The 16,918-nt window shown below is 69.2% G+C and carries 15 protein-coding genes and 1 tRNA gene; 12 read left to right on the plus strand and 4 right to left on the minus strand.

Annotation, left to right across the window (positions count from 1 at the left end; translation table 11 throughout):
* Positions 1-24: 24 nt before the first annotated feature.
* The 4 genes from desA to ACWGDB_RS19890 are packed head-to-tail and all read left to right on the plus strand — an operon-like array spanning position 25 to position 5,033.
* The gene (gene desA, locus ACWGDB_RS19875) at positions 25-1,467 is read left to right on the plus strand and encodes a lysine decarboxylase DesA (protein WP_453823582.1); all 1,443 of its coding nucleotides are present in this window, start codon (positions 25-27) and stop codon (positions 1,465-1,467) included.
* Complete coding sequence (locus ACWGDB_RS19880; protein WP_453823583.1) at positions 1,451-2,728, plus strand: lysine N(6)-hydroxylase/L-ornithine N(5)-oxygenase family protein; 1,278 nt, start codon at positions 1,451-1,453, stop codon at positions 2,726-2,728. The genes desA and ACWGDB_RS19880 overlap by 17 nt, the downstream gene beginning before the upstream one ends.
* Complete coding sequence (locus ACWGDB_RS19885) at positions 2,725-3,264, plus strand: GNAT family N-acetyltransferase (RefSeq protein WP_453823584.1); 540 nt, start codon at positions 2,725-2,727, stop codon at positions 3,262-3,264. The genes ACWGDB_RS19880 and ACWGDB_RS19885 overlap by 4 nt, the downstream gene beginning before the upstream one ends.
* The gene (locus ACWGDB_RS19890) at positions 3,261-5,033 is read left to right on the plus strand and encodes an IucA/IucC family protein (RefSeq protein WP_453823585.1); all 1,773 of its coding nucleotides are present in this window, start codon (positions 3,261-3,263) and stop codon (positions 5,031-5,033) included. Before ACWGDB_RS19885 ends, ACWGDB_RS19890 begins: the two co-directional genes overlap by 4 nt.
* Positions 5,034-5,185: 152 nt before the next feature.
* Here the strand turns inward: ACWGDB_RS19890 and ACWGDB_RS19895 are convergent, their stop codons facing one another.
* Positions 5,186-6,769, minus strand: coding sequence for a beta-N-acetylhexosaminidase (locus tag ACWGDB_RS19895; protein ID WP_453823586.1), 1,584 nt, complete (start codon positions 6,767-6,769; stop codon positions 5,186-5,188).
* A gap of 103 nt (positions 6,770-6,872) precedes the next feature.
* Between ACWGDB_RS19895 and ACWGDB_RS19900 the strand changes: the two genes are divergently transcribed.
* A complete protein-coding gene (locus tag ACWGDB_RS19900; RefSeq protein ID WP_453823587.1) occupies positions 6,873-7,757 on the plus strand; it encodes a DUF4429 domain-containing protein in 885 nt (294 codons plus the stop codon).
* Positions 7,758-7,782: 25 nt separating this feature from the next.
* On the opposite strand, the gene ACWGDB_RS19905 is transcribed toward ACWGDB_RS19900, so the two are convergent.
* Complete coding sequence (locus ACWGDB_RS19905) at positions 7,783-9,345, minus strand: purple acid phosphatase family protein (protein WP_453823588.1); 1,563 nt, start codon at positions 9,343-9,345, stop codon at positions 7,783-7,785.
* Positions 9,346-9,553: 208 nt separating this feature from the next.
* On the opposite strand from ACWGDB_RS19905, the gene ACWGDB_RS19910 reads away from it, so the two are divergent.
* Positions 9,554-9,811, plus strand: coding sequence for a hypothetical protein (locus ACWGDB_RS19910; protein WP_328427477.1), 258 nt, complete (start codon positions 9,554-9,556; stop codon positions 9,809-9,811).
* Between the two features lie 14 nt (positions 9,812-9,825).
* Positions 9,826-11,643, plus strand: a complete 1,818-nt coding sequence (gene glmS, locus ACWGDB_RS19915) for a glutamine--fructose-6-phosphate transaminase (isomerizing) (protein ID WP_453823589.1) — start codon at positions 9,826-9,828, stop codon at positions 11,641-11,643.
* A 171-nt stretch (positions 11,644-11,814) separates the two neighbouring features.
* Here glmS and ACWGDB_RS19920 read toward each other — a convergent pair whose 3' ends face one another.
* Both ACWGDB_RS19920 and ACWGDB_RS19925 read right to left on the minus strand, forming a co-directional pair.
* On the minus strand, positions 11,815-12,381 hold the full coding sequence (locus ACWGDB_RS19920; RefSeq protein WP_453823590.1) for a GPR1/FUN34/YaaH family transporter: 567 nt from the start codon (positions 12,379-12,381) through the stop codon (positions 11,815-11,817).
* A gap of 150 nt (positions 12,382-12,531) precedes the next feature.
* Entirely contained in the window at positions 12,532-13,059 is a 528-nt protein-coding gene (locus ACWGDB_RS19925) for a universal stress protein (protein WP_383609082.1), read from the minus strand.
* A gap of 347 nt (positions 13,060-13,406) precedes the next feature.
* On the opposite strand from ACWGDB_RS19925, the gene ACWGDB_RS19930 reads away from it, so the two are divergent.
* From ACWGDB_RS19930 to ACWGDB_RS19950, 5 genes are all read left to right on the plus strand, one after another.
* Positions 13,407-13,724 carry a hypothetical protein gene (locus tag ACWGDB_RS19930; protein WP_383609079.1) on the plus strand — a complete coding sequence of 106 codons (318 nt, stop codon included), beginning with the start codon at positions 13,407-13,409 and terminating at the stop codon, positions 13,722-13,724.
* Between the two features lie 377 nt (positions 13,725-14,101).
* Positions 14,102-15,331: a helix-turn-helix domain-containing protein gene (locus ACWGDB_RS19935; protein WP_453823591.1), complete on the plus strand. Its 1,230-nt coding sequence runs from the start codon at positions 14,102-14,104 to the stop codon at positions 15,329-15,331.
* A 99-nt stretch (positions 15,332-15,430) separates the two neighbouring features.
* Positions 15,431-16,033 carry an oligoribonuclease gene (gene orn, locus ACWGDB_RS19940; RefSeq protein WP_453823592.1) on the plus strand — a complete coding sequence of 201 codons (603 nt, stop codon included), beginning with the start codon at positions 15,431-15,433 and terminating at the stop codon, positions 16,031-16,033.
* 127 nt (positions 16,034-16,160) lie between these two features.
* Positions 16,161-16,233: transfer RNA gene (locus tag ACWGDB_RS19945), tRNA-His, on the plus strand.
* A gap of 131 nt (positions 16,234-16,364) precedes the next feature.
* Positions 16,365-16,895, plus strand: a complete 531-nt coding sequence (locus tag ACWGDB_RS19950) for a GNAT family N-acetyltransferase (protein WP_453823661.1) — start codon at positions 16,365-16,367, stop codon at positions 16,893-16,895.
* Positions 16,896-16,918: the final 23 nt, after the last annotated feature.

Below are 16,918 nucleotides of genomic sequence, written 5' to 3' on the forward strand. Positions count from 1 at the left end.
CCGTCCCCACCGGAGGACCTCCCCATGCGCTCGCACCTGCTCAATGACACGACCGCGGAGCAGTACCGCCGCTCCGTGACCGAAGGTATAGAGCGGGTGGCAGCCAAACTCGCCGCCACCGACCGTCCGTTCACCGGTGTCACCGTCGACGCCCTCGCCCCGACCATCGACGCGATCGACCTCGACAAGCCGCTGCTCGACCCCGCCGCGGTCCTCGACGAGCTGGAGGACGTCTACCTCCGGGACGCGATCTACTTCCACCACCCCCGCTACCTCGCCCACCTCAACTGCCCGGTCGTCATCCCGGCCGTGCTCGGCGAGGCGATCCTCTCCGCCGTCAACTCCTCCCTGGACACCTGGGACCAGTCGGCCGGCGGCACCCTCATCGAGCGCAAGCTCATCGACTGGACGACCGACCGAATAGGCCTCGGCGAGAACGCCGACGGTGTCTTCACCTCCGGCGGCACGCAGTCCAACCTCCAGGCGCTGCTGCTGGCCCGCGAGGAGGCCAAGTCCGACAGCCTGGCCAAACTGCGCATCTTCGCCTCCGAGGTCAGCCACTTCAGCGTGAAGAAGTCGGCGAAGCTGCTGGGCCTCGGCCAGGACGCGGTGGTCTCCATCCCCGTCGACCACGACAAGCGCATGCAGACCGTCGCGCTCGCCCATGAGCTGGAGCGCTGCAAGAAGGACGGCCTGGTCCCCATGGCCGTCGTCGCCACCGCCGGCACCACCGACTTCGGCTCGATCGACCCGCTGCCCGAGATCGCCGAGCTGTGCGAGCAGTTCGGCACCTGGATGCACGTCGACGCCGCCTACGGCTGCGGTCTGCTCGCCTCCGTGAAGTACCGGGGCCGTATCGACGGCATCGAGCGCGCCGACTCGGTCACCGTGGACTACCACAAGTCCTTCTTCCAGCCGGTCAGTTCCTCGGCCGTGCTGGTCCGTGACGCCTCGACGCTGCGCCACGCGACGTACCACGCGGAGTACCTCAACCCGCGCCGTATGGTCACCGAGCGCATCCCCAACCAGGTCGACAAGTCCCTGCAGACGACCCGTCGTTTCGACGCCCTCAAGCTGTGGATGACCCTGCGCACCATGGGCGCCGACGGCATCGGGCAGCTCTTCGACGAGGTCTGCGACCTGGCGGTGGAGGGCTGGAAGCTGCTGGCCGCCGACCCGCGCTTCGACGTCGTGGTCGAGCCGACCCTGTCCACCCTGGTCTACCGCTACATCCCGCCGGCCGTCACCGACCCCGCCGAGATCGACCGCGCCAACCTGTACGCCCGCAAGGCCCTGTTCGCCTCCGGCGACGCGGTGGTCGCGGGCACCAAGGTGGGCGGCCGCCACTACCTGAAGTTCACCCTGCTCAACCCCGAGACGACGACCGAAGACATCGCCGCCGTCCTCGACCTGATCGCCGGCCACGCCGAGCAGTACCTGGGAGAGTCCCTTGACCGCGCGTCCTGAAAACCCGACCAAAACCCATGACTTCGTGGGGATCGGGCTCGGCCCGTTCAACCTCGGCCTCGCCTGCCTGACCGAGCCGATCGACGAGCTCGACGGCGTCTTCCTGGAGTCGAAGCCGGACTTCGAGTGGCACGCGGGCATGTTCCTGGACGGCGCCCACCTCCAGACCCCGTTCATGTCGGACCTGGTCACGCTGGCCGACCCGACCTCGCCGTACTCCTTCCTGAACTACCTGAAGGAGAAGGGCCGGCTGTACTCGTTCTACATCCGCGAGAACTTCTACCCGCTGCGGATCGAGTACGACGACTACTGCCGCTGGGCCGCGAACAAGCTGAGCAGCATCCGCTTCGGCACGACGGTCGCCGAGGTGACGTACGAGGACGACCTGTACGTCGTGACGACGACCGCCGGTGACACCTACCGCGCCCGTCACCTGGTCCTCGGCACCGGCACCCCGCCCTTCGTACCCGAGGCCTGCCAGGGCCTGGGCGGCGACTTCATCCACAACTCCCGCTATCTGCAGAACAAGGCGGAGCTGCAGAAGAAGGAGTCGATCACGCTGGTCGGCTCCGGGCAGTCCGCGGCGGAGATCTACTACGACCTGCTCAGCGAGATCGACGTCCACGGCTACCGGCTGAACTGGGTCACCCGCTCCCCGCGCTTCTTCCCGCTGGAGTACACCAAGCTCACGCTGGAGATGACGTCGCCGGAGTACGTCGACTACTTCCGCGAGCTGCCGGAGGCGACCCGCTACCGCCTCACCGCCGAGCAGAAGGGCCTGTTCAAGGGCATCGACGGCGACCTGATCAACGAGATCTTCGACCTGCTCTACCAGAAGAACCTCGGCGGCCCGGTCCCCACCCGACTGCTCACCAACTCCTCGCTGCACGGCGCGACGTACGAGAACGGCACGTACACGCTGTCCTTCCGCCAGGTGGAGCAGCACAAGGACTTCGACCTCGACTCGCAGGGCCTGGTGCTGGCCACCGGCTACAAGTACGCCGAGCCGGAGTTCCTCGCGCCCGTGAAGGACCGCCTGGTCTACGACTCGCAGGGCAACTTCGACGTCGCCCGCAACTACGCGATCGACGTCACCGGCCGCGGGGTCTTCCTCCAGAACGCCGGCGTCCACACGCACAGCATCACGAGCCCGGACCTGGGCATGGGCCCGTACCGGAACGCGTACATCATCCGCGAGCTGCTCGGCACCGAGTACTACCCGGTCGAGAAGAGCATCGCGTTCCAGGAGTTCTCCGTATGAGCATCGGCACCTTCACCGTCCGCGCCCTCGATCCCCTGAAGGACGCCGAGCTGCTGCACGGCTGGGTCACCGACCCCAAGGCGGCCTTCTGGATGATGCAGGACGCCAAACTCCAGGACGTCGAGCGCGAGTACATGCGCATCGCGGCCCACGAGCACCACCACGCGTATCTGGGCCTGCACGACGGCGAACCGGCCTTCCTGATGGAGAGCTACGACCCCCGGTACGTCGAACTGGTCGGCCTGTACGACCCCGAGCCCGGCGACGTCGGCATGCACTTCCTGGTCGCCCCCACCGACCGCCCGATCAGCGGCTTCACCAGGGCCGTCATCACCGCCGTGATGGAGGAGCTGTTCGCCGACCCGCGCACCCGCCGGGTCGTCGTGGAGCCCGACGTGGGCAACAAGGCCGTGCACGCGCTGAACGAGGCCGTCGGCTTCGTGCCCGAACGTGAGATCGACAAGCCGGAGAAGCGCGCGCTGCTGAGCTTCTGCACGCGCGAGCAGTTCCTGGCCGCACGAGGAGTAGCTGTATGACCCTGTCCGACGCCGTAGCGCATCTGTCCCCCCACCGCTGGGCGCGGGCCAACCGCCTCCTGATCCGCAAGGGTCTTGCCGAGTTCGCCCACGAGCGGCTCATCACGCCGGAGGCCACCGGCGCCGGCGAGTACGTCGTCCGCAGCGACGACGGTCTGACGCGGTACACCTTCAAGGCGGTGATCCGGGCCCTCGACCACTGGCAGGTCGACGCCGACTCGATCACCCGTCACCGGGACGGCGCGGAACTCCCGCTCGCCGCTTTGGACTTCTTCATCGAGCTGCAGAAGTCCCTGGGCCTGAGCGAGGAGGTCCTGCCGGTCTACCTGGAGGAGATCTCCTCCACCCTCTCCGGCACCTGCTACAAGCTCACCAAGCCGCAGGTCCCGGTCGCCGAGCTCGTGAAGTCCGGCTTCCAGGCCATCGAGACCGGCATGACCGAGGGCCATCCCTGCTTCGTCGCCAACAACGGGCGGCTCGGCTTCGGCATCCACGAGTACCTGTCGTACGCCCCCGAGACCGCGAGCCCCGTCCGGCTGGTCTGGCTGGCGGCGCACCGCGACCGGGCGGCCTTCACAGCCGGTGTCGGCATCGAGTACGAGTCCTTCGTACGGCAGGAGCTGGGCGAGGAGACCGTCGAGCGCTTCAACGGCGTCCTGCGCGACCAGGACCTCGACCCCGCCGACTATCTCCTCATCCCCGTCCACCCTTGGCAGTGGTGGAACAAGCTCACCGTCACCTTTGCCGCCGAGGTCGCCCGCGGGCACCTCGTCTGCGTCGGCGAGGGCGACGACGAGTACCTGGCCCAGCAGTCGATCCGGACCTTCTTCAACCGGTCCAGCCCCGAGAAGCACTACGTGAAGACGGCCCTGTCCGTCATCAACATGGGCTTCATGCGCGGCCTCTCGGCGGCGTACATGGAGGCGACCCCGGCCATCAACGACTGGCTCGCGCAGCTCATCGACAACGACCCGGTGCTGCGGGACACCGGCCTGTCGATCATCCGCGAGCGCGCCGCCGTCGGCTACCGGCACCTGGAGTACGAGGCGGCCACGGACCGCTACTCGCCGTACCGCAAGATGCTGGCGGCCCTGTGGCGCGAGAGCCCGGTCGCCTCCCTGAAGGAGGGCGAGTCGCTGGCCACCATGGCCGCCCTCGTCCACGTCGACGACGAGGGCGCGTCCTTCGCGGGCGCGCTGATCGCGCAGTCGGGGCTGACGCCGGTGGAGTGGCTGCGCCGCTACCTGAAGGCGTACTACACCCCGCTGCTGCACAGCTTCTACGCCTACGACCTCGTCTTCATGCCGCACGGCGAGAACGTGATCCTGGCCCTGCGGGACGGCGTCGTCGAGCGCGCGATCTACAAGGACATCGCCGAGGAGATCGCGGTCATGGACCCGGACGCGGTGCTGCCGCCGACGGTCGAGCGGCTGCGGGTGGACGTCCCTGAGGACAAGAAGCTCCTGTCCATCTTCACGGACGTCTTCGACTGCTTCTTCCGCTTCCTCGCCGCGAACCTCGCGGCCGAGGGAATCCTGGAGGAGGACGACTTCTGGCGCACGGTCGCCGAGGTCACCCGCGACTACCAGCACTCGGTGCCCGAACTCGCCGACAAGTTCAAGCAGTACGACATGTTCGCCCCCGAGTTCGCCCTGTCCTGCCTCAACCGCCTCCAGCTGCGCAACAACAAGCAGATGGTCGACCTCGCAGACCCGGCCGGCGCCCTCCAGCTGGTCGGCAACCTGAAGAACCCCCTCGCAGGGCTGTAGTCCACGGCCCCACACAGACAGACGGGCACCCCGGGGTACGGTCCCCCGGGGTGCCCGTCGGCGCATCTAAGGGGCCTTGGCGGCAACGCCCTCAAGGGGCGCGGCAGACTGCGCGACCAGCCCCCACAGGGCCGGCAGACGAAGAACCGCGCTCACGCCGAAGGCCAAGGCACCTGCGGCGACCGATAGAACCCGATCCCCAACGCCTCCCACCGCTCAGCCTGCGCAGCAAGCCGTACCTTGTACGCGTCCCAGTCATGCGTGGAAGCCGGCGACCAGCCCAGCTCGGCCACGCCCGGCAGCCTCGGGAAGGCCATGTACTCGATGTCCGCGGACTTGGTGAGCGTCTCGCTCCACAGCGGCGCCTCGACACCCCGGATCGCCGAAGCGGGCGCCCCGGCAAGGTAGTTGCCGGGATCCCAGTCGTACGACCGCTTCACCTCGACCAGACCGGCCCAGTCCAGCCCCAGCGGAGTGTCCGCCGTGTACTTCATGTCGAGGTAGATCCGGTCGGCCGGAGACAGCACGATCCCCGTCCCGTTCTGCGCGGCCTCGGCGACCTGGGCCTTCTCCTCGGCACTCGTGCCGTCCAGCCCCCAGTACTGCGCCACCGCCCCCCGCGAGGGGGTCGCCCCGGTCAGCTGATGCCAGCCCACCACCGTCTTGCCGTACTTGGCGACGAGCGGCTGTGCCCGGTCCATGAACTTCACATAGTCCTCGTGGCTGGTCGAGTGCGCCTCGTCCCCGCCGATGTGGAGGTACTTGCCCGGCGTGAGCGCGGCGAGCTCCCGGATCACGTCGTCCACGAAGTCGTACGTGATGTCCTTGCCGACGCACAGCGAGCTGAAGCCGACCTCGGTGCCGGTGTAGAGCGGCGGCGCCACGCCGTCGCAGTTCAGCTCGGCGTACGAGGCGAGGGCGGCGTTGGTGTGGCCGGGCATGTCGATCTCGGGGACGACCTCCAGATAGCGGGAGGACGCGTACCGGACGATCTCCTTGTAGTCGGCCTTGGTGTAGTGGCCGCCGGGACCGCCGCCGACCTGGGTCGAGCCGCCGTAGGTCGCCAGGCGCGGCCAGGAGTCGATGGCGATGCGCCAGCCCTGGTCGTCGCTGAGGTGCAGATGCAGCTTGTTGATCTTGTAGAGGGCGAGCTGGTCGATGTAGCGCTTGACCTGGTCGACGGTGAAGAAGTGCCGGGAGACGTCGAGCATGGCGCCGCGCCAGCCGTAGCGGGGGGTGTCCTTGATCGTGCCGCCCGCGACCAGCCAGGGGCCCCGCTGGACGGAGTCCTTCTCGACGGCCGCCGGCAGCAGCTGGCGCAGGGTCTGGACGCCGTGGAAGAGCCCGGCGGGCTTGGCCGCGGTGATGGTGACGCCCTTGCGGCCGCTGTCGAGGCGGTAGCCCTCGGCGCCGTACGGACCCTTCGCCAGGCGCAGTTGGATGCCGCCGCCACCGTGGGCGGTGACGGGGATGCGGTAGCCCGTGGAGGGGCGCAGGACGGCCGCGAGGTACTCGCCGACACGGCGGGCCTCGCGGGAGTCGTCGACGCGTATGTGTGTACCGCGGGTGATCCGGTAGGGGGATCCGCTCGGGGCGACCGAGGCGGGCGCGGGGACCACCCGGTCGAGCGGGGTGGTCGTTGCCGCCGGTGCGGGAGCGGCTCCCGTCACGGAGACACCCATCGCGACCAGCAGCAGGCAACCGAGAAGGCGAAACGATCTGTGGCGCTGTCTCACAAAGCCGTCCCTTCCATGAGCGGTTGAGCCCTTGAGCCGTCGGCCCCGGGACTCCAAGAGGTCTGGACCACTCTCTCGTGAGACTGGTGGAACAATCCACCCCATGGCGGAAATCATCCAGAAGGACGGCACGTGGGTCTTCGACGGCGATGCACTGCGGCTGACTCCCGGACGGGACAAGAACGTCAGCCTGTTCCGCAAGACGCTGGGTGAACTGGTCCTCCCCCTGGGGGCGTTGGCGGGGGTCTCCTTCGAGCAGGGCAAGAAGGCCGGGCGGCTGCGACTGCGGCTGCGCGACGGCGCCGACCCGCTGCTGCACGCCACCGGTGGCCGGCTCACCGAGCCCAACGACCCGTATCAGCTGATCGTCGAGTCCGATCGCTACGGCGTCGCCGAGTACTTCGTGGACGAGGTGCGCAACGCCCTGCTGCTCGACCAGGTCCCCGCCGACCCCGTCGACGCGTATCTGCTGCCGGGCCCCTCGGTGCCCCTGTCGGTCTCCGCCGGGGACGGCACCGCGACCTTCGACGGCGAGAACATCCGCCTGGAGTGGAACTGGAAGACAGAGGACGCCAAGGCCGCCGCCGGCAGCCGCTCCCTCACGGTCACCGACATCTCGGCCGTGGAGTGGCATCCGGCGGCGGGCCTGGAGAACGGCCACCTCCGCTTCACCGTCAGGAACGCGCCCACCAAGGCCCCGCCCAAGTACGACCCGAACGCGGTGGAGCTGTGGGGCTTCAAGAAGGACCCGCTGATGGCATTGGTCGCGGCGGCGGTCCAGGCCCGCCTCCCGCATCCGGCCAGGGCCACCGGCACGGACGGGGCGGACGCGCGACCGGAGCTGCCTTCCCCTCCGGTCGCGGCCGCCGAGGACGATCACGACGCCCTGCTGCGCCGCCTGCGCGAACTCGGCGAGCTCCATCGCACGGGGGTGCTGACGGACGAGGAGTTCACCTTGGCCAAACAGGCGGTTCTCAAGCGGATGTAGCGGACTTGCCGGGCCCCGCGTGGGCCTACTTGGCCCGGCGGGCCACCGTGAAGTGGTCGATCCGGTCACCGGTCTCGGCGATGCCCTGGACCTTCAGGGTGGCGTAACGGCCCCGCGAGGCGGGCTGGACGTCCACGCGCAGGAACGAGTAGTCGAGGTAGCGCACCCGCGACCAGGCGACCGTCTCGTTCTGCTTGCCGTCCTCGCGGTTGACGAACGAGGCCACGGAGTCGACCTCGTTCTCGTGCCCCTCGTAGGAGTCCGGAGCGCTGAACGCGTACAGGCTGCGGCCCGCCGCACCCGCGGTCACGTACACCACGCCCTCGGTCTCGGGGTACGCCGTGCCGCCGATCTCCAGCTTCTTCGCGACCTTGTCGCCCTTGATCACGTCCGTGCGCTCGTACTGGTGGTTGTGGCCGTTGATGACCAGGTCCACCTGGTACTTCTCGAACAGCGGCACCCACTCCTGGCGCACGCCCCCCTCCGAGGCGTGCGCGGTGGAGGTGCAGTACGCGCAGTGGTGGAAGAACACGACGACGAAGTCGATGTCGTGGGCCGCCCGGAACTTCTTCAGCTGCGCCTCGAACCACTTGGTCTGCGTGCCGCCGGAGATGCCGAGGTTGGCGGGGATCTCGTACGACACGTCGTTCGGGTCGAGCGAGATGATCGCGGTGTTGCCGTGGACGAAGGAGTAGACGCCCGGCAGGTTCCTCCGGTCCGGCCCGTTGTCGGGGAGCGTGAAGCGGGCCTCCTCGCCGCCGTAGCCGTTGGGCGAGTACCAGGCCTCCATGTCGTGGTTGCCGTAACTCACCATCCACGGCACCGACTTGGCGACGGACTCGGTCTGGGCCAGGAACTGGTCCCACACCCGCGCGTCGAAGCCGGTGTCGGCGGACTTGCCCTGGCCGGCCGGGTCGGCGTACGCGATGTCACCGGCGTGCAGGTGGAAGGCGGGGTTCTGGCCGAGGAGCAGGCTGTCGTTGGCGAGGCCGTGATAGCTGACGCCCTGGTCGCCGAAGGCCGTGAAGGTGAACGGCTCCTTGTGGCCGGGCGCGGTGGTGAAGGTGCCCAGGGTGCCGAGCAGGTGCGACTCGGCGGGGTCGAAGCCCTGGTGGCCGACGCCGTAGTAGTACGTCCGGCCCGGGCGCAGGTGGCTGAGCCTGGCGTGGACGTAGTACTGCGTGTGGTCGGCACTCGCCCCGACGCCGGCCGGGGTGTGGAGGGTGCGGACCTCGGCCTCGATCTTGCGGGAGAGGTCCCAGGGGTGGGCGCCGATCCGGACGAACGGCTTCTTCACGGCGACCGGGACCTGCCACGAGACGGTCATCTCGGTGCGCGCGTCGTTGCCGTAGGCGAGGTGGCGGCCGAAGGGGGCGACGAGGGCACCGTCGACGGTCTCGGTGCGCGGGGCCGTCCGCGTCGGCACGGCGGCCTGAGCGGTGGCGCCGGGTACGAACGCGCCACCCGCGACGGCGCCCAGTGTGACGGCGCCGCCTCTGATCATCGTGCGCCGCGAGAACTTGGCGCGCAGGTACTCGTGCTGCTCGGCCATGCTCATGCGCTCGGCCAGCTGCTGGGGTACTCCCATGCGAGGAATGTCCATGGCGTCCGAAACTCGTCCCCTCAGGCAACGAGATGCGGACCGCGGTATGGACGGCTCCGGAACAGGCTCCCATGAGACCCTCAATGTTCTTCCAAGGAGTTCCAACAGGAGATTGCCAGCCGATTACCGGGCGCCTGCCCGAAATCGGGCAAGATTCTTGCGAAGCTCTCCCCCATACCCCAGGATCTACCGAGTGCACGACGACCTTGTTGATCACCTGACCCGCAGCACGCCCCTCAGCCGGGGCGAGGCACTGCGGGTGATCCAGGACGTGCTCGCCTACTTCGACGAGACGACCGAGGAGGTCGTCCGTCGCCGCCACCGCGAGCTGCAGGCCCAGGGCCTGGTGAACGCGGAGATCTTCGAACGGATCGAGGCGGACCTGAAATACCGGGCGGTGGCACCACCGGAGCTCACGCTCCGCCAGCTGCGCCGCATCGTCTACGGCTAGGGATACCTATATATATGTGCGGAATCGTCGGATACATCGGGAAGCGTGACGTGGCGCCCCTGCTGCTGGAGGGCCTGCAGCGTCTGGAGTACCGCGGCTACGACTCGGCCGGCGTGGTCGTCTCCTCCCCGAAGGCGCCCGCCCTGAAGATGGTCAAGGCCAAGGGCCGGGTGCGCGACCTGGAAGCCAAGGTCCCGGCGCGTTTCAAGGGCACGACCGGCATCGCCCACACCCGCTGGGCCACCCACGGCGCCCCCTCCGACGTGAACGCCCACCCGCACCTGGACGCCGAGGGCAAGGTCGCCGTCGTCCACAACGGCATCATCGACAACGCCTCCGACCTGCGCCGCAAGCTGGAGGCGGACGGCGTCGAGTTCCTCTCCGAGACCGACACCGAGGTCCTCGTCCACCTCATCGCCCGCTCGCAGGCGGAGAAGCTCGAGGACAAGGTCCGCGAGACGCTGCGCCTCATCGAGGGCACGTACGGCATCGCGGTCCTGCACGCCGACTTCCCGGACCGCATCGTCGTCGCCCGCAACGGCTCCCCGGTCGTCCTCGGCATCGGCGAGAAGGAGATGTTCGTAGCCTCGGACATCGCGGCCCTGGTCGCCCACACCCGGCAGATAGTGACGCTGGACGACGGCGAGATGGCCACCCTCAAGGCCGACGACTTCCGCACGTACACGACGGAGGGCACCCGTACGACGGCCGAGCCCACGACCGTCGAGTGGGAGGCCGCGTCGTACGACATGGGCGGCCACGACACGTACATGCACAAGGAGATCCACGAGCAGGCCGAGGCCGTGGACCGCGTCCTGCGCGGCCGCATCGACGACCGCTTCTCCACCGTGCACCTCGGCGGCCTCAACCTGGACGCCCGCGAGGCCCGCAAGATCCGCCGCGTGAAGATCCTCGGCTGCGGCACCTCGTACCACGCGGGCATGATCGGCGGCCAGATGATCGAGGAGCTGGCCCGCATCCCCGCGGACGCCGAGCCCGCCTCGGAGTTCCGCTACCGCAACGCCGTGGTGGACCCCGACACCCTCTACATCGCGGTCTCCCAGTCCGGCGAGACCTACGACGTCCTCGCCGCCGTCCAGGAGCTGAAGCGCAAGGGCGCGCGGGTCCTGGGCATCGTGAACGTGGTCGGCTCCGCGATCGCCCGCGAGGCCGACGGCGGCATCTACGTGCACGCCGGCCCCGAGGTCTGCGTGGTCTCGACGAAGTGCTTCACGAACACGACGGTCGCCTTCGCCCTGCTGGCGTTGCACCTGGGCCGCACCCGCGACCTCTCGGTCCGCGACGGCAAGCGCATCATCGAGGGCCTGCGCAAGCTGCCCGCCCAGATCGCCGAGATCATGGAGCAGGAGGGCGAGATCGAGAAGCTGGCCCAGAGTTACGCCGAGGCCCGCTCGATGCTCTTCATCGGCCGCGTCCGCGGCTACCCGGTCGCCCGTGAGGCCTCCCTCAAGCTCAAGGAGGTCTCGTACATCCACGCCGAGGCCTACCCGGCCTCCGAGCTCAAGCACGGCCCGCTGGCCCTGATCGAGCCGGCCCTCCCCACGGTCGCGATCGTCCCCGACGACGACCTCCTGGAGAAGAACCGCGCCGCCATGGAAGAGATCAAGGCCCGCAGCGGCAAGATCCTCGCGGTGGCCCACCAGCCCCAGGAAAAGGCCGACCAGACGATCGTCGTCCCCAAGAACGAGGACGAACTGGACCCCATCCTGATGGGCATCCCCCTCCAACTCCTCGCCTACCACACGGCCTTGACCCTGGGCCGGGACATCGACAAGCCGCGCAACCTCGCCAAGTCGGTAACGGTGGAGTAGTCAGCCCCTTCTCAGGGGCGCAGCCCCTGTCTTCAGGGGCGCGGGGAACTGCGCGACAAGCCCCCACGCACCCGCAGAGGCCACACAACGCGACGGACCCCCACGTGATGCCACCGCTCACGGGGGGTCCGTTTTCAACGCCGGGGGCCGCCCAACCCCCAGCCGGCGCAGCTAACCGGTGGCCGTCACCCCCCGGCCCGCAGCGCGTCGCGGAAGTGCGGTCGGCCAGTGCGCGAGAGCCGCGGTCGCGGCGTACCAGGCCACCGCACCCGCGGCGACGGCGAACCAGCCGCCCACCTTGGTGAGCCCGTCGTTGTCCGCGAAGCCCCCGATGGCCATGAGCAGCAGGGACACGAAGAACAACCCGTACGCGGCCTGACCGAGCTGGTCTCCCCCCGCGAGGGTCAGCGTCAGCGCCACGAGGGCGAACAGCAGCAGGAACAACCCGGCCGCGTTGGCGGACACCTGGTTGTCGGCAGAGACGGCCCACGTGAACCACAGGGCGCCGAGCGTCACGAACGCGGTCCCGTTAGCGGAGTCACGGTCGCGCAGGGCCATCAGGCCGGCGACGAAGAGGGCAATGCCGCCCACGTACTGGGCGATTGATACGGCGTCAGCAGCCGACACGCCGTCGATCACATCGGCGTACCCCAGCCCGAAGGCCAACAGGGTGACACCGAGGGCGAGTCGGCCGACCACGGTGGTTATTCCGCTTCCCGCAGAGACGTCGTTGTCCACGGCGGGCTCCCTTCATGCATGTGCAGTTGTGCAGTGAGCGTTATATGCCCTTCACAAAGGCACAAACACCTCTACGCGCGAGTAAGTTCACGCATCGCAAGAAGGGGGGCGGCGTCCCGAACGGCTCATCTCACCTGGGACAACGGCGAGTTACGGAATGACAACGACGGGGCGCTTGGCCCGCTTGGCGAGCCGCCCCGCCACGGAGCCGAAGAGCCGCCCGACGATGCCGTGCGTGGAACCGACCACGATCGCGTCCGCCTCGTACTCCCGCCCGACCTCTTCGAGCTCGTGGCAGATGTCCCCGCCGCGCTCGACGAGGATCCAGGGCACCTCGGCGAGGTACTCCGCGCAGGCGAGTTCGAGGCCGAGCACCTCGGTGCGGTGGTCCGGCACGTCGACGAAGACCGGCGGCTCGCAGCCCGCCCACACCGTGGTGGGCAGCCGGTTGGCGACGTGGACGATGATCAGGGCCGACCCGGAGCGATGAGCCATACCGATGGCGTACGCGAGGGCGCGCTCACTGGACGTGGAGCCGTCGAAGCCGACGACGACGCCGTGCTTGAAAGCGGGGTCGCAGGAATGGCGTGGCTGTTCCGCCGCCAGGGGCTCGGCCGCCGTGGGGTCGGCGACGGGCCGCTTGCGGTCCGCGGGTTCGAAGAATTCGTGACCGGCCATGGCTGTCTCGGCGTATTGATCCTTTATGGGTGGGCCCGCGAGCGGAGCTCGTTGACGGATGCAGCAGTGTGGCGGAGCTGTGTCCGGGAATGGTCTTCCCAACCCCATACCCCAAGGGTACGGCGGCACGCCTCCTTAGCCCAGATCCCCGCTCTCGGTCGGTGCGGGTTCCAGGGAGCATGCACGAGGGTGCGCCCGTAACGCAATGGTTGCTGCGGTGTACAGGCGGTTTGCACAGGGTTCACCTGCGTCGGTGGTCATGACGGCCGCGTACCAGTGACCGACCGCCCGGGCATGCGTTGATCACCACGAGCCACCGCCCAGGGAGCCCAGGGAGCACGCACCCCATGCCCGTACCCCGCACACCCACCGAGGACAGCGTCACCGACGTGGTCCGCTGGGCGGCCTTCAGCTGCGTCCTCGTCCCCGTGGTGCTCCTCTGGTACGGCACCTCGCTCGCCGGCGCCGCCGGCACCGCCTTCGGCCTGGCCGCCGTCACGGCCGTGTGCCGCCTGCTGCTGCGCCAGTCGGAACGCGGCGCGGCACGCCTGAAGGCCGGGGAACAGTTCGGCCCGACGCCCCGGCGCCGCGGACGTCACCACCGGACCGGAACAGGGGCACATAGAGGCGGACGTCACACCGGGGGAAATACACCGGTCGGTTGACCGGTTTCCGCGCACAGGCACGCTGCTTTTCAGCCAACTTCTGGCGCGCATGCATCCCCCGCCCAGAACACCCCCCAACCCCCGTTCCACCTGCACGGAAAGGGCCCAAGGGGCCCTGCGCACCCTACGTGGATTGGCCACTGCGACAAGGCGCACTTCCCTGCACGGCCCGTGAGTGCAACGCTTCGTGATCGAATGCTTCACGCCAAGTTGCCAAGTCGACAATCTACCGAGTGCCGAACCGGCCACTCAGGCGTGACGCGACACAGTAGATTCGATCTTGACTGTCTACGGCGGGGGACTCGTGCAGGACCAAGGGGAAACGTGCAGGAGCGACACAACCGAGGAGCCGCGACCACCGAGGGGGGCTTAGCAGTATGAGCCACGACTCCACTGCCGCGCCGGAAGCCGCGGCCCGGAAGCTTTCCGGGCGACGCCGCAAGGAGATCGTCGCGGTGCTGCTGTTCAGCGGCGGCCCCATCTTCGAGAGTTCCATACCGCTGTCGGTGTTCGGGATAGACCGCCAGGACGCCGGCGTGCCGCGCTACCGCTTGCTTGTGTGCGGCGGCGAGGAAGGCCCACTGCGGACCACAGGGGGCCTGGAACTCACCGCGCCACATGGCCTGGAGGCGATCTCGAGGGCGGGCACGGTCGTAGTACCGGCCTGGCGCTCGATCACTTCGCCACCGCCCGAGGATGCGCTCGACGCCCTGCGCCGAGCGCACGAGGAAGGCGCCCGCATAGTCGGGCTGTGCACCGGCGCCTTCGTCCTCGCAGCGGCCGGTCTGCTGGACGGCCGCCCCGCGACGACACACTGGATGTACGCACCGACGCTGGCCAAGCGCTATCCGTCGGTGCACGTGGATCCGCGAGAACTCTTCGTGGACGACGGCGACGTACTGACGTCGGCGGGCACGGCGGCCGGCATCGACCTCTGTCTCCACATCGTGCGGACGGACCACGGCAACGAGGCGGCCGGAGCTCTGGCCCGCCGCCTGGTGGTCCCGCCGCGCCGGACCGGCGGTCAGGAGCGCTACCTCGATCGATCTTTACCAGAGGAGATCGGCGCCGACCCGCTGGCCGAGGTCGTCGCCTGGGCGCTGGAGCACCTGCACGAGCAGTTCGACGTCGAGACGCTGGCGGCACGCGCGTACATGAGCCGCCGCACCTTCGACCGCCGCTTCCGCTCCCTGACCGGGAGCGCGCCGCTGCAGTGGCTGATCACCCAGCGGGTGCTGCAGGCGCAGCGGCTGCTGGAGACATCGGACTACTCGGTGGACGAGGTGGCGGGCCGCTGCGGCTTCCGCTCCCCGGTGGCACTGCGCGGTCACTTCCGCCGCCAGCTCGGCTCGTCGCCGGCCGCGTACCGGGCGGCGTACCGTGCGCGCCGCCCGCAGAGTGAGCGGCCGACGGACGCGGAGCCCACGGTCGGCCCGGGCTCGGCGCCCTCGGGCCCCCCGCCCAGCCCGTACGCGGAGGGCGGCCCGGTCCCGCCCCAGACCCGCCGCACCCCGGCCCCCGTAGGCCCGCCCGCTCACTCCGAGAACGGGCGCGAGCTGTACATCGGAGGCCGGGCGGCCCTGCCGGGGCAGCGCAGCGGAGCGTGACCTCATGAAGCCGGACGGGCATCTCGGCCCGTCCGGCTTCATGCACGCCCACTGCGACGCGGGGCACCCAAAGAGGGACGTCAGCCTTAGGGTGGTCGCATGAACGATCGCATGGTGTGGATCGACTGCGAGATGACCGGCCTCTCGCTGTCCGACGACGCGCTCATCGAGGTTGCCGCCCTCGTCACCGACTCCGAGCTGAACGTCCTCGGCGAGGGCGTGGACATCGTCATCCGCCCGCCGGACACGGCGCTGGAGACGATGCCGGAGGTGGTGCGTCAGATGCACACCGCGTCCGGACTGCTCGACGAACTCGCCGGCGGCACGACGCTGGCGGACGCCGAGGAGCAGGTCCTGACGTATGTACGCGAGCACGTGAAGGAGCCCGGAAAGGCCCCGCTGTGCGGCAACTCCGTCGGCACGGACCGCGGCTTCCTGCTGCGCGACATGCCGACGCTGGAGGATTACCTCCACTACCGGATCGTCGACGTCTCGTCGGTCAAGGAGCTGGCCCGGCGCTGGTACCCGCGTGCCTACTTCAACAGCCCCGAGAAGAACGGCAACCACCGCGCCCTCGCCGACATCCGCGAGTCCATCGCCGAACTCCGTTATTACCGCGAGGCCGTCTTCGTACCGCAGCCCGGCCCCGACTCGGACACCGCGAAGTCGATCGCCGCGAAGCACGTATTGCCTGCTCAGTAGGGCTCCGGAAGGGGTGCGAGGGGGCCGCTCGGGGCCGCCGCGAAAAGCTGTGCGCGAGCACCCCTTCGGACCCTGTACACTTTTTCTCGGCCGGTCGGGGATTCCACGGAAGACATCACCGGTCATGGTGGGTGTAGCTCAGCTGGTAGAGCACCTGGTTGTGGTCCAGGATGCCGCGGGTTCGAGTCCCGTCACTCACCCTGAGCAGTCAGCCGGTGACCTCGACACAGAGGTCACCGGCTGATCGCGTTCTGCGGCACCGACAGGACCCGGCACGCTGAGGCGAGTTGAGAGGACCCCCGTGCTGACCGAACCGATCCGCACGCCCCGGATGGAACTCCTCCCCCTCCGGGCCGACCATGCGGCGGAACTGGCCCCGGCCCTGTCCGACCCGGCCCTGCACACCTTCACCGGCGGCTCGCCCCTGTCACCCGAAGCCCTGCGCACCCGGTACGAACGCCTGGTCGCCGGCTCCCCGGACCCGTCCGTCACCTGGTGCAACTGGGTCCTGCAGCTGCGCACGGACTCCCGCCTCATCGGCACGGTCCAGGCCACGATCAGCGATACGACCGCGGAGATCGCCTGGGTGGTGGGCACCCGGTGGCAGGGGCGCGGGTACGCCCGCGAGGCGGCGCAAGGGCTGGTGGCGTGGCTGCGGCAGCGGCCCGCACATGCCGGCGCCCCTCCCGTCCGCACGGTCGTGGCCCACATCCACCCCGACCACCTCGCCTCCGCCGCCGTGGCCAGGGCCGCGGGGCTGCTCCCGACGGACGAGGAGCAGGACGGCGAGATCAGATGGCGACGGGTGCTGCGCCCCCGAGGTCCTGAGGTCACCACGCCACGGACGTCACCACGCCCGTGACATCACCGCACACCCCGCGGCGC

This window comes from Streptomyces sp. NPDC055013 (genome assembly GCF_053608645.1).